22 protein-coding genes are annotated in these 21,210 nt (G+C 70.7%); 12 read left to right on the top strand and 10 right to left on the bottom strand.

All coding sequences use genetic code 11. The features are described 5' to 3' along the window. The first annotated feature begins 118 nt into the window (after positions 1 to 118). The 4 genes from AB0A90_RS11305 (at position 119) to AB0A90_RS11290 (ending at position 3,758) form a co-directional block, all read left to right on the top strand. Positions 119 to 1,912 (top strand): HD domain-containing protein, encoded by a 1,794-nt coding sequence (locus tag AB0A90_RS11305; protein ID WP_357245210.1) that lies wholly within the window; start codon positions 119 to 121, stop codon positions 1,910 to 1,912. 53 nt (positions 1,913 to 1,965) lie between these two features. Further along, positions 1,966 to 2,508: an NUDIX domain-containing protein gene (locus AB0A90_RS11300; protein WP_357245131.1), complete on the top strand. Its 543-nt coding sequence runs from the start codon at positions 1,966 to 1,968 to the stop codon at positions 2,506 to 2,508. Between the two features lie 5 nt (positions 2,509 to 2,513). Continuing rightward, the gene (locus tag AB0A90_RS11295) at positions 2,514 to 3,374 is read left to right on the top strand and encodes a sugar phosphate nucleotidyltransferase (protein WP_357245129.1); all 861 of its coding nucleotides are present in this window, start codon (positions 2,514 to 2,516) and stop codon (positions 3,372 to 3,374) included. 96 nt (positions 3,375 to 3,470) lie between these two features. Then, positions 3,471 to 3,758, top strand: coding sequence for an Lrp/AsnC ligand binding domain-containing protein (locus tag AB0A90_RS11290; RefSeq protein WP_355033408.1), 288 nt, complete (start codon positions 3,471 to 3,473; stop codon positions 3,756 to 3,758). Positions 3,759 to 3,820: 62 nt separating this feature from the next. On the opposite strand, the gene AB0A90_RS11285 is transcribed toward AB0A90_RS11290, so the two are convergent. From AB0A90_RS11285 to AB0A90_RS11265, 5 genes are all read right to left on the bottom strand, one after another. Beyond that, positions 3,821 to 4,507, bottom strand: a complete 687-nt coding sequence (locus AB0A90_RS11285; RefSeq protein ID WP_357245127.1) for a DUF4142 domain-containing protein — start codon at positions 4,505 to 4,507, stop codon at positions 3,821 to 3,823. A gap of 194 nt (positions 4,508 to 4,701) precedes the next feature. After that, positions 4,702 to 6,333, bottom strand: a complete 1,632-nt coding sequence (locus tag AB0A90_RS11280) for a cytochrome b N-terminal domain-containing protein (RefSeq protein ID WP_357245125.1) — start codon at positions 6,331 to 6,333, stop codon at positions 4,702 to 4,704. Beyond that, positions 6,330 to 7,418 carry a Rieske 2Fe-2S domain-containing protein gene (locus AB0A90_RS11275; RefSeq protein ID WP_357245123.1) on the bottom strand — a complete coding sequence of 363 codons (1,089 nt, stop codon included), beginning with the start codon at positions 7,416 to 7,418 and terminating at the stop codon, positions 6,330 to 6,332. Before AB0A90_RS11275 ends, AB0A90_RS11280 begins: the two co-directional genes overlap by 4 nt. A gap of 64 nt (positions 7,419 to 7,482) precedes the next feature. After that, on the bottom strand, positions 7,483 to 8,322 hold the full coding sequence (locus tag AB0A90_RS11270) for a cytochrome c (RefSeq protein WP_357245121.1): 840 nt from the start codon (positions 8,320 to 8,322) through the stop codon (positions 7,483 to 7,485). Positions 8,323 to 8,392: 70 nt separating this feature from the next. Next, positions 8,393 to 8,992, bottom strand: a complete 600-nt coding sequence (locus AB0A90_RS11265; protein WP_357245119.1) for a heme-copper oxidase subunit III — start codon at positions 8,990 to 8,992, stop codon at positions 8,393 to 8,395. Positions 8,993 to 9,091: 99 nt separating this feature from the next. On the opposite strand from AB0A90_RS11265, the gene AB0A90_RS11260 reads away from it, so the two are divergent. The 4 genes from AB0A90_RS11260 to AB0A90_RS11245 all read left to right on the top strand — a co-directional run bounded on the left by AB0A90_RS11260 (position 9,092) and on the right by AB0A90_RS11245 (position 12,094). Further along, entirely contained in the window at positions 9,092 to 10,021 is a 930-nt protein-coding gene (locus AB0A90_RS11260; protein WP_357245208.1) for a cytochrome c oxidase assembly protein, read from the top strand. A 108-nt stretch (positions 10,022 to 10,129) separates the two neighbouring features. Continuing rightward, positions 10,130 to 10,525 (top strand): hypothetical protein, encoded by a 396-nt coding sequence (locus AB0A90_RS11255; RefSeq protein WP_145779657.1) that lies wholly within the window; start codon positions 10,130 to 10,132, stop codon positions 10,523 to 10,525. Positions 10,526 to 10,615: 90 nt separating this feature from the next. Continuing rightward, positions 10,616 to 11,677: an anthranilate phosphoribosyltransferase gene (gene trpD / locus AB0A90_RS11250; protein ID WP_357245117.1), complete on the top strand. Its 1,062-nt coding sequence runs from the start codon at positions 10,616 to 10,618 to the stop codon at positions 11,675 to 11,677. A gap of 210 nt (positions 11,678 to 11,887) precedes the next feature. Further along, entirely contained in the window at positions 11,888 to 12,094 is a 207-nt protein-coding gene (locus tag AB0A90_RS11245) for a hypothetical protein (protein WP_357245115.1), read from the top strand. Between the two features lie 204 nt (positions 12,095 to 12,298). On the opposite strand, the gene AB0A90_RS11240 is transcribed toward AB0A90_RS11245, so the two are convergent. Further along, positions 12,299 to 12,724, bottom strand: a complete 426-nt coding sequence (locus AB0A90_RS11240; RefSeq protein ID WP_357245113.1) for a cytochrome c oxidase subunit 4 — start codon at positions 12,722 to 12,724, stop codon at positions 12,299 to 12,301. Positions 12,725 to 12,733: 9 nt separating this feature from the next. Continuing rightward, positions 12,734 to 13,705 carry a cytochrome c oxidase subunit II gene (coxB, locus tag AB0A90_RS11235; RefSeq protein WP_357245111.1) on the bottom strand — a complete coding sequence of 324 codons (972 nt, stop codon included), beginning with the start codon at positions 13,703 to 13,705 and terminating at the stop codon, positions 12,734 to 12,736. A gap of 291 nt (positions 13,706 to 13,996) precedes the next feature. Here coxB and AB0A90_RS11230 point away from each other — a divergent pair, with 291 nt between their 5' ends. Continuing rightward, entirely contained in the window at positions 13,997 to 15,148 is a 1,152-nt protein-coding gene (locus AB0A90_RS11230) for an aminotransferase class V-fold PLP-dependent enzyme (RefSeq protein WP_357245109.1), read from the top strand. Further along, complete coding sequence (locus AB0A90_RS11225; RefSeq protein WP_357245108.1) at positions 15,145 to 15,378, top strand: sulfurtransferase TusA family protein; 234 nt, start codon at positions 15,145 to 15,147, stop codon at positions 15,376 to 15,378. Before AB0A90_RS11230 ends, AB0A90_RS11225 begins: the two co-directional genes overlap by 4 nt. 106 nt (positions 15,379 to 15,484) lie before the next feature. On the opposite strand, the gene AB0A90_RS11220 is transcribed toward AB0A90_RS11225, so the two are convergent. From AB0A90_RS11220 to AB0A90_RS11210, 3 genes are all read right to left on the bottom strand, one after another. Next, on the bottom strand, positions 15,485 to 16,465 hold the full coding sequence (locus tag AB0A90_RS11220; protein WP_357245106.1) for a carbohydrate kinase family protein: 981 nt from the start codon (positions 16,463 to 16,465) through the stop codon (positions 15,485 to 15,487). A 182-nt stretch (positions 16,466 to 16,647) separates the two neighbouring features. Continuing rightward, entirely contained in the window at positions 16,648 to 17,016 is a 369-nt protein-coding gene (gene erpA, locus AB0A90_RS11215) for an iron-sulfur cluster insertion protein ErpA (RefSeq protein WP_357245104.1), read from the bottom strand. Positions 17,017 to 17,185: 169 nt separating this feature from the next. After that, positions 17,186 to 18,325, bottom strand: a complete 1,140-nt coding sequence (locus tag AB0A90_RS11210; RefSeq protein ID WP_357245102.1) for a glycerate kinase — start codon at positions 18,323 to 18,325, stop codon at positions 17,186 to 17,188. Between the two features lie 68 nt (positions 18,326 to 18,393). On the opposite strand from AB0A90_RS11210, the gene nadA reads away from it, so the two are divergent. Next, a complete protein-coding gene (gene nadA / locus AB0A90_RS11205) occupies positions 18,394 to 19,593 on the top strand; it encodes a quinolinate synthase NadA (protein WP_357245100.1) in 1,200 nt (399 codons plus the stop codon). 213 nt (positions 19,594 to 19,806) lie between these two features. Continuing rightward, complete coding sequence (gene murA / locus AB0A90_RS11200) at positions 19,807 to 21,162, top strand: UDP-N-acetylglucosamine 1-carboxyvinyltransferase (protein ID WP_357245098.1); 1,356 nt, start codon at positions 19,807 to 19,809, stop codon at positions 21,160 to 21,162. Positions 21,163 to 21,210: the final 48 nt, after the last annotated feature.

Raw genomic sequence — 21,210 nt, 5'->3', positions numbered from 1 at the left:
CGATCGGACTACGTCGACTCGCTTAGGCTGTTAGAGGAGTGCAGTCCTGCCCGATTCGTGGGCCTGCTCCCGCCGCCGGGTTCCGGCGTCGCGGAGCCGGGGTGAGGAGGTGTCCCTCGTGGACGTCGACGCCGGACACGGCGCCGCCCTGGGGGGCGCCCTGCCGACACAGCCGGGTGAGCTGCCGCTCGCCCGCCGGCTGCGGTCGTTGCTCAGCTGGCCGACCACCGACTCCGACCCGGTCACCCAACTGGTGCGCACCCACCGGGGCATCCACGCCGGCACCGATCCCGCGGTGCTGCGACGTGCGTACACGATCGCGGAAAACATGCACCGCGGGCAGTTCCGCAAGAGCGGTGAGCCGTACATCACCCATCCTCTCGCGGTGGCGCAGATCTGCGCGGAGCTGGGGATGGACACCACCACTCTGGTCGCGGCGCTGCTGCACGACACCGTGGAGGACACCCGCTACACCCTCCAGGCGCTCTCCGAGGACTTCGGCGGCGAGGTGGCCCACCTGGTCGACGGGGTGACCAAGTTCGACAAGGCGTTCTACGGCAAGGCCGCCGAGGCGGAGACGATCCGCAAGATGATCGTGGCGGCCGCCAAGGACGTCCGCGTGTTGATCATCAAGCTGGCGGACCGGCTGCACAACATGCGCACCCTCGGGGTGCGCTCGGCGTCGTCGCGGGAGCGCATCGCCCGCAAGACCCAGGAGGTGCTGGTCCCGCTCTGTGACCGGCTGGGCATCCAGACCCTCAAGCGCGAGCTGGACGACGTGGTGCTGCTGCACCTGGAGCCGGACGAGCACGCCCGGCTGGCCCGGCACGTGCACGACCGGCCGGGCTGGGACGCCTACCTCGACGCCGTGGTCACCCGGACCAAGGTGGCGCTGAAGCGCAGCCGGGTCGACGCCGAGGTGAGCCCGCGCCCCCGGCACCTCTACTCGATCTGGAAGGACACCATCGCCGGCGGCCACACCGCCCCGTTCGACCTGCCCCGCATCGTGGTGGTGGTCGACGGCCCGGCCACCGACTGCTACGCCGCGCTGGGCGCGATCCACGGCACCTGGCGACCCATCCCCGGGCGTTTCAAGGACTTCATCGCCTCGCCGAAGAACAACCTCTACCGTTCGCTGCACACCAGCGTCCGCGGCCCCCAGGACCGTACGGTGGAGGTGTTGATCCGCAACCAGGAGATGCACCGCTCCGCCGAGTACGGCATCGCCGCCGACTTCCGCTTCCCCCGCTCGGGGAGCAGCAGCGCCGCGGCCCGCGCCGAGCAGTTGGACTGGCTGCGCCGGGTGCTCGACTGGGAGCCGGACGCGGCCGACCCGGCGCAGTTCCTCGAGTCGTTGCGCTGCGACCTCGCCGAGGGCCAGATCCAGGTCTTCGCCGAGGGTCGGCAGGTCGTGCTGCCGGGCGGCGCCACCCCGGTCGACCTCGCGTACGAACTGGGCAACGAGCGGGGCGACCACTGTCTCGCGGCGCGGATCAACGGTCGGCTGGCCCCGCTGAGTTCGGAGCTGGACGAGGGCGACGTGGTGGAGATCTTCACCGAGAACGACGGCGACAACGGGTTCGAGGCCGGGGTCGCCTCGCGTGGCCCCCGGCGGGAGTGGTTGAGCTTCGTCAAGTCGCCACACGCCCAGATGCAGATCAACAGGTGGTTCGCCGAGCACACCGAGCCGGGCATCACGATCAGCGACAAGGTCCGTCTGGGTCGGGCGACCATCGGGCTCACCCTGCGTCAGCACAACCGGGGTCTCGCCAGCGACCTGCCGCTGTTGCGCCTCTCGGAGGAGTTGGGCTATCCCGACCTGGAGACCCTGCTGGTCGCGGTCTTCGACCGGGTGATCGAACCGGACACCGTGGTACGCCAGCTCATCGACCTGGTCGACCATCGACAGTGACCGGGACCGGCCCAGCGCGTCCGAGGAACATTCGTGACCACTAGCCTGGAGTCATGATCCCCCGTTCCCGCGCCACCGGTCGGGCCATCTTCTACCAGGCTTTCTACCGACTGCCGCTGCCGGTGCGCCGGCGCCTGGTCAAGCTGGCGATGCCGAAGTACATCGTCGGTGCGGTCACCCTGGTCCGCGATTCCGAGGCACCGGGCGCAGGACGGCTGCTCATGCTGCGCCAGCCGCCCGGCAAGGGCTGGTCACTGCCCGCCGGCCTTCTGGACCGCGGCGAGGCCCCGGTGGTGGGCGCGGCGCGCGAGCTGTTCGAGGAGTCCGGCGTCCGACTCCCCCCGTCCCGGCTCCGTCCGGCGGTGCCGAACGCGATCGTGCACGCCAAGGGTTGGGTGGACGTGGTCTTCGAGGCGGAGGTGCCGGCGTCCGGCACCGAGCTGGCGGTCGACGGCGCGGAGGTCTTCGAGGCCGCGTGGCACCCGCTGGACGACCTGCCCAAGCTGACCTGGCCGACGGCCCGGCTGCTCGCCTACTACGACATCGGGCCGCTGGCCGGGCAGTTCCCGCCCCCGATCCCCGACGACCTGCCGTGACCGGGATGGCGTCCGTGCCGGCGGAGCTGTGCGCGCTGGTGCTCGCCGCCGGTGCGGGCACCCGGTTGCGTCCGCTCACCGAACGGGTGCCCAAGGCGCTCTGCCCGGTGGGCAACGTCCCGCTGCTGGATCGGGCGTTGGCCCGGGTCGCGGGGCTCGGCCTGGTCGGCCCCGCCCGGGTCGCGGTGAACGCCTGCTATCTCGGTGACCAGGTGGTCGCGCACGTCGGCGACCGCGCCCACCTGTCCGTCGAGCCGGGCGAGCCACTGGGCACCGCGGGTGGCGTGGCCAACCTGCGGGACTGGATCGGCGGGCGGCCGGTGCTGGTCGGCAACGCCGACGCGTACCTCGCCGACCCGGCCGCCGCGCCGGGCCCGGACGTGGCCGCCCTGCTCGACGGGTGGGACGGGCACACCGTACGCCTGCTCGGTCAGCCCGCCGCGGACCCGGCGGCGCCGGGCACCTTCGCCGGGCACAACTTCACCGGCTTCTCGCTGCTGCCCTGGCGGCTCGTCCGCGATCTGCCTGTCGTCTTCTCCGACCTGGTCCGCGCCCTCTGGCGCCCGGCGGAGGCGGCGGGCGCGCTGGAGGTGGTGCCCTACCCGGGCACCTTCTACGACACGGGCACCCCCGCCGACTACCTGGCCGCCAACCTGCACGCCGCGAATGGCGGCACCCTCGTCGACAGGTCCGCCACGGTGACCGGTGGCTGCGTGGAGTCGGTGGTCGGCGCGGGCGCACGGGTGGACGGTGACGTGTTCCGCAGCGTGGTGTGGCCGGGCGCGACCGTGCGCGACGGCGAACGGCTTCAGGACGCGATCCGGGCCGGGAACGACCTGACCGTGGCCGCCACCGCTCACGCCTGAGCCGAGTCCGGCGCGGGCCGGCGGGCACACCCGGTCTCCGAGCCGCCGGGGAGCATCTAGCATGGGCGACGACGCCGACGAACGGAGAAATGTCCCGTGATCACCGCCATCGTGCTGATCGACTGTGCCACCGACGCGATCCCCGAGGTGGCGGAGACCCTGGCCAGCCTCTCCGGTGTCAGCGAGGTCTACTCGGTGGCCGGGCACGTCGACCTCATCGCCATCGTCCGGGTCCGCGAGTTCGACCAGATCGCCCAGGTCATCGCGGGCAGCATCTCCAAGGTGCCGGGCGTGCTCAACACCGAGTCGCACATCGCGTTCCGGGCGTACTCCCAGCACGACCTGGAGGAGGCGTTCGCGATCGGCCTCTCCAGCGCCGACTGACCACCGCACACACGGCGGCCGGTCCACCCGCAGGGGTGGACCGGCCGTCTGCTGTCGCTACGTCAGCTCACGCTGGGAGCCGGCGTTTCGGTGGTGCCCGGAGCCGGGGCCTCGGTGCTGCCGCCACCCGGAGCCGGGGACTCGGTGCCGGTGCCACCCGGAGCCGGGGACTCGGTGCCAGTGCCACCCGGGCTGGGTGTACCGCTGGCGCTGGTCTGCGGAACCGGGATGCCCAGCTTGTTGGCGAGCTGCACCAGCTCGTCATAGTGCGCCTGCAGCGTCGGCAGGGCCGTCTGGGCCAACTGGACCACCGACTGCTCGGAGCCCTGCGAGATCTCCGTCTGGGTGGCCTGGATGGCCTGGACGTGGCCGGCCAGCTCACTTGTCACCCAGAGCCGGTCGAACTCCGCCCCGCTGGCGTTGTTCAGCTTGTCGATGACCGCCTGCTGATCGGCACTGGGCTCGTTCGGCAGGTCCACCCCGAGCTGGGACGCGGTCTGCTGCACCGTCTGGTCCAGCTGGGTGTGGTCGGTCTTCAGCATCGCGCCCAGGTCCTTGACCCCCTGGTCCTGACCCTTCTGCTGGGCCAGGTCACCGGCGGTGATCTCGAACAGGTTGACCTGGTGTACCGCCTGCAGGTACTGGGTGTCCTGCGTCGACGGCTGTGCCGCGGCCTGCGCGGCCGCAGCCGGCGCGACACCGACAAGTACCAGCGCGGCCAACAGGCCGAGGCGTTTGATACCCAACATGCTTCCCCCCCTTGAGACGTTGGACCGCACGGATACCCGGCTCACCGGGGTTATTCCTGCGATCGCCCGTCGCGCGGGGTCGACCGGTCCGATCAGGGCCGTCCGACTCCTGGTCGGATGGGCGGGGGGGGTACGGATACGACGGGGCGCCCGCCGGAATCCGGCGGGCGCCCCGTGACGGTGCGTCTGGGCGGTCAGCGGCGGCTGTCGCCGCTGGCGATCTCCTCGCGTTCCGGTCGGGGCTCGACCGGCGGGTGCCCCGGCGAGACCGGCGCCTCGACCGGCTTCTCGATCGGGTAGAAGAAGCCCCGGATGGCCGGGCCGAGTGCCCCGAGCCGGTTCATCTTCTTCGGCACGACCCAGCCGACGTACTCCAGCTCGCCGTGGCCGTCCGCGTGCCCGTTCGACGCGCTGAGCGGCTGGTGCACCTCGACGAACCGACCGTCCGGCATGCGCCGGATGATGCCGGTCTCCACGCCGTGCGCCAGCACCTCCCGGTCGTGCTGCTGCAGGCCCAGGCAGAGCCGGTACGTCACGTAGTACGCCAGCGGCGGAACCACCAGCAGACCGATCCGGCCGGCCCAGGTCATCGCGTTCAAGCTGATCTGGAACTTGTCGGCGATCACGTCGTTGCCGCCGGAGAGCGTCAGCACGACGTAGAACGAGACGGCCATGGCGCCGACCGCGGTCCGCGCCGGAGCGTCCCGGGGACGCTGGAGCAGGTTGTGGTTCTTGCGGTCCTTGAGCTGTCGAGCTTCCAGGAACGGGTACATCGTCGACAGGCCCACCAGGATGCCGGGCAGCACGACAGTCGGCCAGAACAGCGGCGGAATCACGTACCCGTCGCCGAGCGGGATGTTGATCTCCCAGGCCGGCATGAGTCGGGTCGAGCCGTCGAGGAACATGACGTACCAGTCGGGCTGGCTGGCGGCGGAGACCACCCACGCCTCGTACGGGCCGAACAACCAGATCGGGTTGATCTGGAACAGACCGCCCATCAGCGCGATGACGCCGAAGACGACCATGAAGAAGCCGCCCTGCTTCAGCGCGTACCGCGGGAACATCCGCTCGCCGACCACGTTGTTGTTGGTCCGGCCGGGGCCGGGCCACTGGGTGTGCTTCTGCTTGAAGACCAGGCCAAGGTGGACGCTGATCAGCGCCAGCAGCAGACCCGGGATGAGCAGCACGTGGGCGATGAAGAACCGGCTGATGATGATCGTGCCCGGGAACTCGCCACCGAAGATCGACGAGGTGACCCAGGTGCCGATCACCGGGATGGACAGCATGATCGCCGAGGCGATCCGCAGACCGGTGCCGGACAGGCCGTCGTCCGGCAGCGAGTAGCCGGTGAAGCCGGCCAGGAAGCCGACCCAGAACAGCAGCGAACCGATGATCCAGTTGGTCTCGCGCGGCTTGCGGAAGGCGCCGGTGAAGAAGACCCGCAGCATGTGCACGACGATCGCGGCCATGAACAGCAGCGCCGCCCAGTGGTGCATCTGCCGCATCACCAGACCACCGCGGACGTCGAACGACAGGTCCAGGCTGGAGGCGTACGCGGCGGACATCGGCGTGCCCTGCAACGGCGCGTAGCTGCCGTTGTAGACCACCTCGGTCATCGCCGGCTCGTAGAAGAAGGTGAGGAACACACCGGTCAGCAGCAGCACGATGAACGAGAACAGCGCGATCTCGCCGAGCAGGAAGGACCAGTGGTCCGGGAAGACCTTGTTCAGCAGCTTGCGCAGCGGGGTGGCCACCTGGAAGCGGTCGTCCACTCCCACCGCAGCCTTGCCCGGCGTCGCCGCCAGGTCAAACTTTCGACGCTTCATGGCCGCTCCCAGAAATCAGGCCCGACGGTCTCAGTGTAGTCGGACTTCGCCACGAAGAAACCCTCGGAGTCCACCTCGATCGGCAGCTGCGGCAGCCGCCGGCTGGCAGGGCCGAAGACCGGCTTGGCGTTGTTGGTGATCAGGAACTGGGACTGGTGGCACGGGCAGAGCAGCCGGTTGGTCTGCTGCTCGTAGAGGCTGGCCGGGCAGCCGGCGTGCGTGCAGATCTTGGAGAAGGCCGCGTAGTTGCCCCACATGTAGTCGCCGTGGCCGATCCTCTCGTTGGCCTGACGCGACTCCTGCGCGTCGGAGTCCCGGAGGTGGATCAGCAGCGTCGGGGAGTCGGCGTGGGTGTTGCTCACCCCGTGCTCGATGCCGGGGAAGACCGTCACCTGGCCACCGACGCTGACGTCTGCCGGGCGCACCGGCCGGCCGTCCTCGCGCACCAGGCGGATCGGCTCGCCGCCGTCGGCCGAGGCGAACCCGGTGGTGAACATCTGGTTCTTCTTGTGTGGCTGGGAGATCAGTCCACCGACCAGCGGCGCCGCCGCGACCGCGGCGACCGGCGCGAGGCCGGCCAGCAACGAGATGCCGAGCAGTGGACGACGCTTCACACCCAACTCGTCGGCCATGTAGAGCATGGTCTGGCCGGTGATGGTGCGGCCTTCGGAGTCCACCTGCCCCTCGTGCCGGTCCTGGATCGAGACCTCCTTGGGCAGCAACTTCTTGCCCCAGGTCAGGATGCCGAAGCCGACGGCGAGCAGAGCGATGCCGAGGGTGGCGCCCAGCAGCGGCGTGTACCACTTGTCGCCGCCACGGCCCGCCTCGTACTGCCACGGCCACCAGATGTAGATGGCCAGGAACGCGGTCGCGGCCAGGCCGGTGATCAGGAAGAACCCGGCGACCACGCGGGTCAGCCGACGTTCCGCCTTGGTGCCCGGCAGCACCTGCGGCTCGTAGTGGACGATCTCGATGTCGTCCCGACGCGCGCCCTCGCGAACGACGTCGAAACGGGTCAGCTTGGGGTCGTTCACGTCGAGCGGCTCCTGGCCCTGCGGGGCCTGGTGCTCGGTGTGGGTGCTCATGCCGTCACCTCGCTACGGGTGGCGCCGAGCGGCGCCACAGCACTGAATCGGATGATCCGCTCGGTCACGACTTGCCCGCAATCCACAGGCTGGCGAAGACGAGCGCCACGATGCCGATCAGGAAGATCGCCAGACCCTCGGTGGAGGGGCCGTACCGCCCGAGGTTGAAACCGCCCGGGTCCTGGTCGTGCTTCAGCGTCTCCTGGATGTAGGCGATGATGTTCGCCTTCTGCTCCGGAGTGATCTGGTTGTCACCGAACACCGGCATGTTCTGCGGGCCGCTCAGCATCGCCGCGTAGATCTGCCGGTCGGTCGCCGGGTGCAGGCTCGGGGCGAACTTGCCCGAGGAGAGCGCACCGCCGCCGCCGCCGAAGGCGTGGCACTGGGAGCAGTTGATCCGGAACAGTTCGCCACCGGCGGCGACGTTGCCGTTCTCGTGGAGGTTCTCCTCGGTGCCCGGCACGACCGGACCGCCGCCGAGCTCCTGGATGTACTGGCCGAGCTGGGTGACCTGATCCGGGGTGAAGACCGGGGGCTTGCGGTGCGCCTGGGCCTCCTGGCGGGCCAGCGGCATCCGCCCGGAGCTGACCTGGAACTCGACCGAGGCCGCGCCGACGCCGATCAGGCTCGGACCGCGACCCTCCACGCCCTGGGCGTTACGGCCGTGGCAGGTCACACAGCTCACGTCGAACAGCGCCTTGCCCTCGGCGGCGGCGCCGGTCAGCTGCGGATTGTCCTGCGCCTGGGCACCGGGAGCGAAGACGGTGTAGGCGCCGCCGGCGAGCATCAGCGCGGCGATCAGCCGGACCGCGGCGCCCAGCCGGCGGCGGCCCCTGCTGCGCGCGGCGGGCCGCTCACGCAACCGCGCGAGCAGACCGCGTCGGCGGTCGTTGTCAGAAGTCATGAGCGGTGTCCTTAACCGGTTGGACCTGTCTCAGGGGACGGAGCAGCAGCACGGAACGTGACGCGCAAGATCACTGAAGCCAGTAGATCATGCCGTACAGGCCGATCCACACGACGTCGACGAAGTGCCAGTAGTACGACACGACGATCGCCGAGGTCGCCTGCGCCGGAGTGAACCGGCCCATGGTCGTACGGACCATGAAGATGATGAAGGCGATCAGACCGCCGGTCACGTGCAGGCCGTGGAAGCCGGTGGTCAGGTAGAACACCGACCCGTACCCGTCTCCGTTGATCTTGATGCCGTCCTCGACCAGGTGCCGGTACTCGTTCAGCTGGCCGAGCACGAAGATCAGGCCCATCACGAAGGTGACGGTGAACCAGCGCCGCAGCGCGTGCACGTCGCCCTTCTCCGCCGCGAAGACGCCGAGCTGGCAGGTCACGGAGGACAGCACCAGGATCACCGTGAAGGTGGTCGCGTACGGGATGTTCAGCGCCTCGGTGTGCTTCTCCCACTGCTCCGGCGCAGCTGCGCGGATCGAGAAGTACATCGCGAACAACGCCGCGAAGAACATGAGTTCACTGGAGAGCCACACGATCGTCCCGACGCTGACCATGTTCGGTCGGGTCAGAGAGTGGATCCGGCTCTTGTCAATGGCTGGGGCCGCAGTCACGCCGTCATTATTGCCCCTGACCGGGGCCGCCCATCAGCGGGGTGGCAAACCTGCGCCTTCCGTGGCCCGACCGACGGGGTCCGGTTCGCCTGGCCTAGCCTGAAAAGCGTGCTGCACGTCGATTCGATCTTAGCCGCCACCTCGGCCCCGCCGCCGTTCACCGTCGGCGCGGTGCTGACCGAGACCCGGCTGGACAGCTGGCTGGCCCTCGGCCTGGTGCTCGCCGCCGGCCTGTACCTCTACGGGGTGTACCGGCTGCGCCTGCGGGGCGACCGCTGGCCGGTCGCCCGTACCGTGTTCTTCCTCGGCCCCGGGCTGGGCGGCATCGCGCTGGTCACGGTCAGCGGGCTGCACGCCTACGACACCGCGCTGCTGTCCGTGCACATGATCCAGCACATGGTGCTGTCCATGGTGGCGCCGATCTTCCTGGCGCTGGGTGCGCCGATGACCCTGGCCCTGCGCACCCTGCCGGTCGGGCCGCGCAAGCGCCTGCTGGCGATCGTGCACAGCCGCGTCGCCCGGGTCTACAGCTTCCCGCTGGTGGCGTTCGCCATCTTCGTGGTCAACCCGTTCGTGTTGTACTTCAGTGATCTGTACCGCTTCACCCTCGAACACGCCTGGGCGCACGAGCTGGTGCACGCGCACTTCATCATGACCGGCTGCGTGTTCTTCTGGCCGCTGCTCGGCCTCGACCCGCTGCCCGGCCGCTGGCCGTACCCGGCGCGTGCGCTCCTGATGCTGCTGTCGGTGCCGTTCCACACGGTGCTCGGCCTCACCATCATGCAGAGCACCACGCTCTTCGGCGGCGACTGGTACCCGTCGCTCAACCTGAGCTGGTCCGACCCCAAGGCGGACCAGGTGGTCGCCGGCGGCATCCTCTGGGCCGGTGGTGAGTTCGTCAGTGTGACCATGCTCGCGGTGCTGGTGGTGCAGTGGGTCAAGCAGTCCGAACGGGAGGCCCGCCGGGTCGACCGCGAGCTGGACCGCCAGGAGGCCCGCGAGCGCGCCGCCGACGCCGCGCCCGCCTGAGCTGCCCGGACGGTACGCCCGACGGGTGCCGCCGGGCGGGATGTCGGCTACGTCACGTCGACCGGTACGATCGGCGGGCAGCTACGAGGTTGGAAGCGGAGTGCCGGCATGAGCGATCGTCTTTGCACCGTCCTGCTCTACAGCGACGACCCGCAGGTCCGTGATCGGATGCGGATGGCCGTCGGCACCCGGCCCGCGCCCGGTCTGCAGATCGAGTTCGTCGACGCGTCGACCTACGCCGAGACCATCCGGCTGGTCGACGACTACGAGATCGACCTGCTGCTGCTCGACGGTGAGGCGAGCCCGGGTGGCGGCATCGGCATCGCCCGCCAGATCAAGGACGACCGGGACGACGCTCCTCCGACCTGCCTGGTGATCGCCCGCGCCGCCGACCGATGGCTCGCCGCGTACGCCGAGGTCGACGCCACGCTCGTGCACCCGCTCGACCCGGTGACCACCGGCGGTACGGTGGCCGAGCTGCTGCGGACGCACGCACCCGCCTGACGTCTCCCAGCTGTCCGGCACCGTCGCGGCGCCGGATCCGCCGGCGCCCGTTCCAGCCCACCCGCACTTCGCACGCTCGGGAGGCCCGCCATGGGCGATCGGACCTGGCCGCACCTGCTCAGCTCGCTGCTGCACGGCGAGGAGCTGTCCACCGCCGACACCGCGTGGGCGATGGACGAGATCATGACCGGTTCGGCGAGCGCGGCGCGGATCGCGGGCTTCGCCATCGCGCTGCGGGCCAAGGGTGAGACCCCGGCTGAGCTGGCCGGTCTCGTCGAGGCGATGTTGGGTCGCGCCGTGCCGGTGGTGCTTCCTGAGGAGGTGCGCCGCACCGCGCTCGACGTCGTCGGCACCGGCGGTGACCTCGCCCACACGGTCAACATCTCCACGATGACCGCGCTCGTGGTCGCGGGCACGGGCGTACGCGTGGTGAAGCACGGCAACCGGGCCGCCTCCTCCCTCTGCGGCACGGCCGACCTGCTGGAGTTCCTCGGCATCCCGCTGGATCTCGGCCCCGAACAGGTGGCCCGCTGCGTCGAGGAGGCGGGCATCGGGTTCTGCTTCGCGGCCCGACACCACCCCGGCATGCGGCATGCCGGCCCGGTCCGCCGTGAGGTGGGAGTGCCCACCTTCTTCAACTTCCTCGGCCCGCTGACCAACCCGGCCCGCCCCCGTGCCGGCGCGGTCGGCTGCTTCGACGCCCGGATGGCCCCGGTGATGGCGAGTGTCTTCGCCGCCCGCGGCGACTCGGTGATCGTGATGCGCGGCGAGGACGGCCTGGACGAGTTCACGACGGCCGCACCGACCCGCGTCTGGGTGGCCCAGGACGGCGCCGTACGCGAGGCCGTGCTGGACGCGACGGACCTGGGGGTACCCCGGTCCACCCTGCAGGACCTGCGGGGCGGTGACGCCGCGTACAACGCCGGTGTGGCCCGTCGCCTGCTGGCCGGTGAGACGGGTCCGGTCCGGGACGCGGTGCTGGTCAACGCCGCCGCGGCGCTGGCCACCCAGGGTCCGCTCGACGGCGACCTGACCGAGGCGCTTCGAGCGGGCATGAGCCGCGCGGCCGAGTCGATCGACTCCGGCGCGGCCGCCGCGACCCTGGACCGCTGGATCAAGACCGCCGCCGCCCTCGGGCCGGCGCCCGTCTGACCGGTGCTGTCCGGCAGCCCTGGACACCCCGACCGCAATGATTTCGAGTTGATCATGCGGCAGCGGCGAGCCTGCGTTGGCCTCCCGGGCGGCACCCGGCGGAGATTTGTCGGACCCGGGTGGAAAACTACAGGCGAGTACTTCTCCGCTTCCGTTGTGCGTCGTTGTCGCATCCGGGGGTGGTTCACCTGGAGTGAGAAGGAGACACCCGTGTCGCACCGCGAGCTCTACTGCGATGTCTGCCAGGACGTGACGCCGTTCGAGATGCCGCCCTGCGTCGACGGCCACGACACCGACTGTCCCGAGCTGATCTGCACCGGCTGCGGCGTCGCCGTGGTGATCGCCACGTTCACCTTTCCGGTCACCCGGCTGGCTGAGCGCCGACGCCACCAGCCCACCCACCGCCACGCCGCCTGACACTCACCACCCAGCACCGGCACCACACCACCGGCACCGCCCCGCACCCGCGCCGCAGCACCCAGACCGCACGCACCTGGGCACCGCCCGGCGAACGCCACGACCAAGGCGCCACGACGAGCACCCCCACGACGAAGGCCCGCGCTCCCCGTGGGAGGCGGGCCTTCGTGGCGTACGGGTCGGTCGCGACGGCGACCGGGTGGATCAGTGCTCGGCGGTGCGCCGGGTGCCGCTGTAGTACTCGAACAGCAACCCGCAGGCGGAGAAGATGACCGCCAACAGACCGGCACCGATCAGCCAGAACTGCCAGAACACCATGCCGAGCGCGGCGATCGCGGCGGCCAGCGCCAGACCGAACGGCCAGTAGCTGCCCGGGCTGAAGAAGCCGACCTCACCGGCGCCGTCAGCGATCTCGGCGTCCGGTCGGTCCTCGGGCCGCAGGTCGATGCGGCGGGAGACGAACCAGAAGAAGCCGCCGCACATCGAGCAGAGCAGGAACGACAGCAGCAGGGCCACGGTGCCCACCCACTCGATGCCACCGGACGCACCGTTGGTCCAGGCGCCGTAGAGGATGGTGGCACCGAAGAGGAACCCGGCGATGATCAGGAAGATACGCCACTCGGTCTTCATGCGGCTGCCTCAGCTTCCCGTGCGGGCCGGAACTTTGTCCGGGTTGAAGTTGTCCTGCGTCCGCCGGGTGTCGAACGGCTGCGTGGTCTCCGCGTACGGCTGCTCACCGATCTGGGTCAGCGCGTCCTGGGTCGACTTGCCGCTCTGCTTGGCAGCCAGGAACTGGTCGTACTTCTCCGGCGAGACCACCCGCAGTTCGAAGTTCATGAACGCGTGGTAGCTGCCGCACAGTTCGGCGCAGCGTCCGACGTAGGCGCCCTCGGCGTCCAGGCTGGACACCTCGAACACGTTGCGGATCTTGCCCGGCATGACGTCCCGCTTGAACAGCAACTCCGGCACCCAGAACGAGTGGATGACGTCGCGGCTGGTCTCCTCGAAGCGGATGGACCGGCCGGTCGGGAGCACCAGCACCGGGATGACCTCGCTGGTGCCGAGCGTCGACGCGGTGGTGCGGGCTTCCGTGCCCTGGCCGTCGCGGTAGTTGAACTGCCAGTTCCACTTGAAGGCGACGACCTCGACCGTGACGTCCGGGTTCTTCGACAACTTGTCGACGTCGGTCTGCACGATCGCCGTGTAGTAGAAGAGCACGGAGACGATCAGGATCGGCGCGATGGTGTAGAGGAACTCCATCGGCAGGTTGTAGCGGGTCTGCACCGGCAGCGCGTTGCCACGCTTGCGGTAGCGCACGACGCACCAGAAGATCAGGCCCCACACGAAGACGCCGACCGCGAGCGCGGCGATGCAGGAGGCGATCCACAGGTCGTACATCCGCTTGGACTCCGGCGAGATGCCGCCCTGCGGCCAACCGAAGCCGTCAAACGCCTGGCCCACATCACAGCCCGTGAGCAGGATCAGCAGCGCCACGCCACTGAGACCGAGCCCGGCCAACCGACCAGCACCACGCCCCCGGCGTCCACCGACCCCTGGCGAAGCGCTGTGCCGTACGGCCGACGGCCGTACCTCCGAACTCCTTGCGACCACCTGGTCCTGCCTCCCTAGCGCGCCGCGGTGCGTCTTTCCTCAGCACCGGCGGCAAAGGCGTCACCGACGGTCGCAGATTACTCGACCATGACGGGCTCGGCCGTGGTGGGGTCACTGTCCACCCCCCATTGGGGGGATGATGGGCATACCGCCGCGATACCGTGTCGATCTGTGAGCGCGAGGAGTGAGCCGGGTTTGCGAGCCCCGCAGTCGCGAACAAACGGCGGATCTGTGAGCGCGAGGAGTGAGCCGGGGTTGCGAGCCCCGCAGTCGCGAACAAGAGGCGGATCTGTGAGCGCATCCCCGGTCTACCTGGACGCGGCGACCGCCGCGCCGATGCATCCGGTCGCGCGGCAGGCGCTGCTGGCGGCCTTCGACGACGGCTGGGCCGACCCGGGCAAGCTCTACGCCCAGGCCCGCCGGGCACGACAACTGCTCGACGCCGCCCGCGAGGCCACCGCGCTGACGCTCGGCGTCCGCCCGGACGAGGTGTCCTTCACCCCCAGCGGTACGACCGCGGCCCACGGCGCGGTGCTCGGCGGCCTGGCGGCCCGGCACCGGGTCGGGTCGACGCTCGTGCACTCCGCGATCGAGCATTCGGCGGTGTTGCACGCGGCGGAGCGACACGTGGCGGCGGGCGGGACCGCGACCGGCGTGCCGGTCGACCGGTTGGGCCGGTTGGACCTGGCAGCGTGGTCGACCGCCGTTCGCGCGCCCGGAGTCGCGCTGGCCGCGCTGATCACTGCCAGTCACGAGGTGGGGACCGTGCAACCGGTCACCGAGGCGGCTGCCGCCTGCGCCGAGGTGGGGGTGCCGCTCTACGTGGACGCCGCGCAGTCGGTCGGCCGGGTGCCCCTGCCGGCCGGCTGGTCGGTGCTCAGCGCGAGCGCCCACAAGTGGGGCGGCCCTCCCGGGGTGGGGCTGTTGGCGGTGCGCAAGGGCACCCGCTGGGAGTCACCCTGGCCGGCCGACGAGCGGGAGGGTGGTCGTACCCCCGGGGTGGTGAACCTGCCGGCGGTGGTGGCGGCGGCGGCGAGCCTGCGCGCGGCGGCGGCGGACGCGGCGACCGAGGCGACCCGGCTGGGCGCGCTCGTGGATCGGATCCGGGCGCGGGTGGCGGTGGAGGTGCCCGACGTGGAGGTGGTCGGCGACCCGGTGCTCCGGCTCCCCCACCTGGTCACCTTCTCGTGCCTCTACGTCGACGGTGAGGCGCTGCTGCACGCGCTGGACCGGCGGGGCTTCGCCGTGTCGTCCGGTTCGTCGTGCACGTCGTCCACGTTGCGGCCGTCGCACGTGCTGGAGGCGATGGGGGTGCTCTCGCACGGCAACGTGCGCGTCAGCCTGCATCGGGAGACGACCGACGCGGACGTCGAACGGTTCCTCGGCGAGTTGCCCGGGATCGTCGCCGAGTTGCGCGCCGAGGCGGGGGTGGTGGGGCTGTGACGATGCCGGACGAGGTGATCGACTGTCGGGGACAGCGGTGCCCGCTGCCCGTGATCGCGGCGGCCCGACGGTTGCCGCAGGTGCCGGTACGCACGGTGGTCCGGGTGCTCGCGGACGACCCGGCGGCGGCGGTCGACATTCCCGCCTGGTGCCGGATGCGCGGCCACGAGTATCTGGGAGCCGTCAACGGCCCCGAAGGCCCGGCCTACGACGTCCGCCGCCTCCACTGACGCACCCGTCCGCCCCCGCGATCTTGCACTTTCTGCCCCGACAAAGGGCGCAGAAGTCGCGATCCGGCGACACAAAGTGCAAGATCGGCGAGGGTGGGGGGTTGGGTCAGGCCGGGAGCAGGTGGGGGCGGACCTCTTCTGCTGCCTCGTCGCCGTAGGACTCGGCCAGGCGCTTGACGAACAGGTCGCGGCGGACGTCGTACTCCTGGGTCCCGACGGTCTCCAGGACGAGCGTGGCCAGCAGCGAGCCGACCTGGGCGGCCCGCTCCAGCCCGACCCCCCAGGACAGCGCGGTGAAGAACCCGGCCCGGAAGCCGTCGCCCACCCCGGTCGGGTCGACCGCCCGGATCTCCCGCGCGATCGGTACGTGGATCGGGTCGATGCCCCGCCCGGCGATCTCCACACCGTGCTTGCCCAGCGTGGTGACCCGGACCTTGACCAGGTCCAGCAGTTGGTCGTCGCTCAGCTTCGCCTTGCTCTGCAACAGCGACTTCTCGTAGTCGTTGGTCATCAGGTAGTCGGCGCCTTCGATGAGCGCCACGACGTCCTCGCCGGGCATCCGGGCGAGCTGCTGCGACGGGTCGGCGGCGAACGCGTACCCGCGGGTGCGGCACTCGGCCGAGTGCCGCAGCATCGCCTCGGGGTCGTTGGCACCGACCAGCACCAGGTCCAGTCCGCCGACCCGGTCGGCGACCGGAGCGAGCTCGATGTTGCGGGCCTCGCTCATCGCACCTGCGTAGAACGACGCGATCTGGCACATGTCGGTGTCGGTGGTGCAGACGAAGCGGGAGGTGTGCGCCACCTCGCTGACGTGCACGGAGTCGCAGTCGACGCCGTGGCGCTCCAGCCAGGAGCGGTAATCGGCGAAGTCCGCGCCCACCGCGCCGAGCAGCACCGGGCGCAGGCCCAGCTGGCCCATGCCGAAGGAGATGTTCGCGGCCACTCCGCCGCGACGGAGCACCAGATCGTCCACCAGGAAGGAGAGCGACACCTTGTGCAGCTGATCGGCGATCAGCTGGTCGGCGAAGCGACCGGGGAAGCTCATCAGGTGATCGGTGGCGATCGAGCCGGTCACGGCGATCTTCATGTCAACCCTCGGGGTCGGGAGCAGGGCGCGGTCAGCCTACCGGCCCGGCCATCCGGCGGCGTCCGCGTCCCGTCGGTCGGACATCGGTGACCGGCCGTCACCAGCTCCGGGACCGCTCCCGGCCAGCACGCGGCGGGGCCGCCCCGAAGGACGGCCCCGCCAGTGCTGCTGTGTGGTGTGACTCAGTTGAACGAGTCACCGCAGGCGCACGAGTTGCCCGCGTTGGGGTTGTCGATGGTGAAGCCCTGGGCGTCGATCCGGTCGGCGAAGTCGATCGTCGCGCCGGACAGGTACGGGGCGCTCATCCGGTCGACGACGACCCCGACACCGTCGAAGTCGGTGACGACATCACCGTCGAGCGAACGCTCGTCGAAGAAGAGCTGGTACCGCAGGCCGGAGCAGCCGCCCGGCTGCACGGCGACGCGGAGCCGCAGGTCGTCGCGGCCCTCCTGCTCGATCAGGGCCTTGACCTTCTGCGCTGCGACGTCGGTGAGGACGACGGAAGTAGGGGCCTTGGCCTCGGTCGACTCGGTCTGCGCTGGCGTGGTCACGTGGAAGTCTCCCTGCGCGGTGTGGGTCCGGACGCACTGGCCAACGCCGTGCGCCGTCCAGTCATTCCCGGTTGTGGTCCGCTTCCGATCCTACGCCGCCTCGGCCGGACCCACCCGCGTGGCGTGATCGCCGCCGCAGGTCGGCCCCGGTGGTGGGCGGTCGGCGGCCTCAGCGGCTCCACTGCCGGGCCAGCCGGGCGCCCAGCTCGTGCAGCCCCGCCGCGGGCCGGCTCAGGGCGGCGTCGAGCCCTCCGCGCTCCTCACCGCCGAACTGCTCGACCAGGCTGTACGCGTCGGTCACCCCGGCCGAGGCGGCCTCCCGCCGGCCGGTGCTCACCTGCCCGGCCACCACCACGCAGGGGACTCCCCGGTCGCGGGCGGCGCCGGCCACCCCGGCGACGACCTTGCCGCGCAGCGACTGGTGGTCGAACGACCCCTCACCGGTGATCACCAGGTCGACGCTGTCCAGCGCGGCGTCCAGTCGGGTGGCCTGGGTGACCACGCCGATTCCCGACTCGCAGCCGCCGCCGAGGGCGAGGATGGCGGCGCCGATGCCGCCGGCGGCCCCACCTCCGGGCACCGTGCCGAGCCCCGCCGGGCAGCCGGGCAGATCCCGCTCCAGCACCTCCGCGAAGCGCTCCAGCGCGGCGTCGAGCAGCAGCACGTCCGCGCGGTCGGCGCCCTTCTGCGGGCCGAACACGTTGCTCGCGCCGTGCAGGCCGAGCAGGGGGTTGTCCACGTCGGTGGCCGCGACCAGCCGAACGCCCCGCAGCCGGGGTACGCCGTCGAGGGCGTCGACCAGGGCCAACGCCGCCCCGCCGTACGGCAGCGCCGCGCCGCCCGGGTCCAGCGGGGTCAGGCCCAGCGCGGTGAGCATTCCGGCTCCCGCGTCGTTGGTGGCGGAGCCGCCCAGCCCGATCACCACGGTCCGCGCGCCGCTCTCCACCGCGGCGGCCACCAGCAGGCCCAGCCCGTACGAGGTGGTGGTCTTCGGGTCCCGTTCGGCGGCGCTGAGCAGGTGCAGCCCACACGCCTGCGCGCTCTCCAGATAGGCGGTCGCGCCGTCGGTGGTGAGGAGGATCTCACCGGCGGCCGGCCGGCCCAGCGGGTCGACGGTCGCCACCGGCACCCGCCGGCCACCGAGGGCTCCGGCGAGCACCTCCACGAAGCCGGGCCCACCGTCGGCGAGCGGCCGGATCAGCAGCTCGTCGCGGTCGGTGACGGTGCGCCAGCCGTCGGCCACCGCGGCGGCCACCTCCGGTGCGGACAGGGTGCCGGCGAACTTGTCCGGGCAGAGCAGCACGCGCATGCCGAGCAGTGTGGCAGCCCACACCGAGCGGAGCTGCGGCGCGCTCGTGCTGTGGGACCATGGGCTACGTGACTTCGACCTGGCTGGAACCCTCCAACACCGCGACGGCTCTGCTGCTGCTCGGCCGGGGCAGCGACCCCGACACCGAGCGCGGCGTCGAGTGTCCGGGCGACCTTCCGGCGCCCAGTGACCCGGATCTGGTGGCCCGCGCCACGGCCGCGAAGGCGAAGCTGGGCAGCAAGGTCTTCGTGCTGGGGCACCACTACCAGCGCGACGAGGTGATCCAGTTCGCCGACGTGACAGGCGACTCGTTCAAGCTGGCCCGGGAGGCCGCGGCCCGTCCGGACGCGGAGTACATCGTGTTCTGCGGCGTGCACTTCATGGCCGAGAGCGCCGACATCCTCACCACCGACGCCCAGCGGGTGATCCTGCCCGACCTCGCGGCCGGCTGCTCGATGGCGGACATGGCGGTGCTGAATCAGGTCGAGGCCGCCTGGGACACGCTCTCCGACCTGGGGATCGCCGGCGAGACCGTGCCGGTGACGTACATGAACTCGTCGGCCGACATCAAGGGCTTCGTCGGCCGCAACGGCGGCGTGGTCTGCACCTCGTCCAACGCCAAGCGCGCCCTGGACTGGGCGTTCGAGCAGGGGTCGAAGGTGCTCTTCCTGCCCGATCAGCACCTGGGCCGCAACACGGCGGTGCTGGAGATGGGCCTGTCGCTCGACGACTGTGTGCTCTACGACCCGCACAAGCCCGGTGGCGGGCTCACCCCGGAGCAGCTCCGCGACGCCAAGATGATCCTCTGGCGGGGGCACTGCTCGGTGCACGGCCGGTTCACCCTCGACAGCGTCAACGACGTCCGCGAGCGGGTGCCCGGGGTCAACGTCCTGGTCCACCCGGAGTGCCGGCACGAGGTGGTCACCGCCTCCGACTACGTGGGCTCGACCGAATACATCATCAAGACCATCGAGGCGGCTCCGGCCGGTTCGGCATGGGCGCTCGGCACCGAGCTGAACCTGGTCCGCCGGCTCGCGCTGGCGCACCCGGACAAGCAGATCATGTTCCTGGACAAGGCCGTCTGCTACTGCTCGACGATGAACCGGATCGATCTGCCGCACCTGGTCTGGGCCCTGGAGGAGCTGGTCGCGGGCCGGGTCGCCAACCAGATCACGGTGGACCCCGACACCGCGTACCACGCCCGGGTGGCACTGGACCAGATGCTCGCCCTGCCCGGCGCGGACACCCCGCCACCCACGGCGTCCTGATCACGGTCAGTAGCGTTCTTGGTACGCAAAAGTGCCGGATCACCGATTAATGCCACACACGCCGATGTGACCGAGTCCTTTTTCGTCACCGAGGGCTATGCTGCCCGGAGCGACGACACAAGCGGGCCGTTTCGACATGGCCGCATCCGGGGTAGCGAGAAAGCTCAGGCGCCCCACCAATAACACTGCAGCACCGACGCGCTGGAGGTTGCGTTGACCGACGACGTCCTGGTCGTTCACGGAGGCACTCCGCTCGAAGGGCGGATCCGCGTGCGCGGCGCGAAGAACCTGGTCTCGAAGGCGATGGTCGCCGCGCTACTCGGCGACACCCCGAGCCGGCTGTTCGACGTGCCGAAGATCCGCGACGTCGAGGTGGTCCGAGGTCTGCTCGGTCTGCACGGCGTCAAGGTCACCGACGGCACCGAGGACGGCGAGCTCGTCTTCGATCCGGCGAACGTGGAGAGCGCCAGCACCGACCAGATCAACGTGCACGCCGGTTCCAGCCGGATCCCGATCCTGTTCTGCGGCCCGCTGCTGCACCGGCTCGGGCACGCGTTCATCCCGGACCTGGGCGGCTGCCACATCGGCCCGCGCCCGATCGACTTCCACCTCCAGGCGCTGCGCGAGTTCGGTGCCACCGTCGAGAAGCGGCCGGAGGGTCTGCACCTGTCCGCACCGAACGGGCTGCACGGCACGAAGTTCGCCCTGCCGTACCCGAGCGTCGGCGCCACCGAGCAGGTGCTGCTGACCGCGGTCATGGCCGAGGGCGTCACCGAGCTGCGTAACGCCGCGGTGGAGCCGGAGATCATCGACCTGATCTGCATCCTGCAGAAGATGGGCGCGATCATCAAGGTCCACACCGACCGGGTGATCGAGATCCAGGGTGTGCCGAAGCTGCACGGTTACACCCACCGGCCGATCCCGGACCGGATCGAGGCGGCGAGCTGGGCGGCCGCCGCCCTGGCCACCCGTGGTCACGTCGAGGTGCTCGGCGCGCAGCAGGCCGACATGATGACCTTCCTGAACATCTTCCGCTCGGTCGGCGGCGAGTACGAGGTCACCGACGCCCGTGCGCCGAAGCTGGGCGACCCGGGCCAGGAGGGCGGCATCCGCTTCTGGCACCCCGGTGGCGAGCTGAACGCGGTGGCGCTGGAGACCGACGTGCACCCCGGCTTCATGACCGACTGGCAGCAGCCGCTGGTCGTGGCGCTGACCCAGGCCCGCGGGCTGTCGATCGTCCACGAGACGGTCTACGAGCAGCGGCTGGGCTACACCGAGGCACTGAACTCGATGGGCGCCAACATCCAGGTCTACCGGGACTGCCTCGGTGGCACCCCGTGCCGCTTCGGCCGGCGCAACTTCAAGCACTCCGCGGTGATCGCCGGGCCGAGCAAGCTGCACGCCGCCGACCTGGTCATCCCGGACCTGCGGGCCGGGTTCAGCCACCTGATCGCGGCACTCGCCGCCGAGGGCACCTCCCGGGTGTACGGCGTCGACCTGATCAACCGGGGCTACGAGGACTTCGAGGCGAAGCTCGCCGACCTGGGCGCGCACGCCGAGCGTCCGTAACCCGCTCACCCCGACGTTCGACCACGACGGCTCCAGGTCGCGCTGCGA

Source organism: Micromonospora sp. NPDC049204 (assembly GCF_040647935.1).
In the GTDB taxonomy this organism is placed as follows: Bacteria; Actinomycetota; Actinomycetes; order Mycobacteriales; family Micromonosporaceae; genus Micromonospora.
The sequence above is the reverse complement of the archived record's forward strand: the minus strand, read 5'-3'. Positions and strand labels throughout refer to the sequence as shown.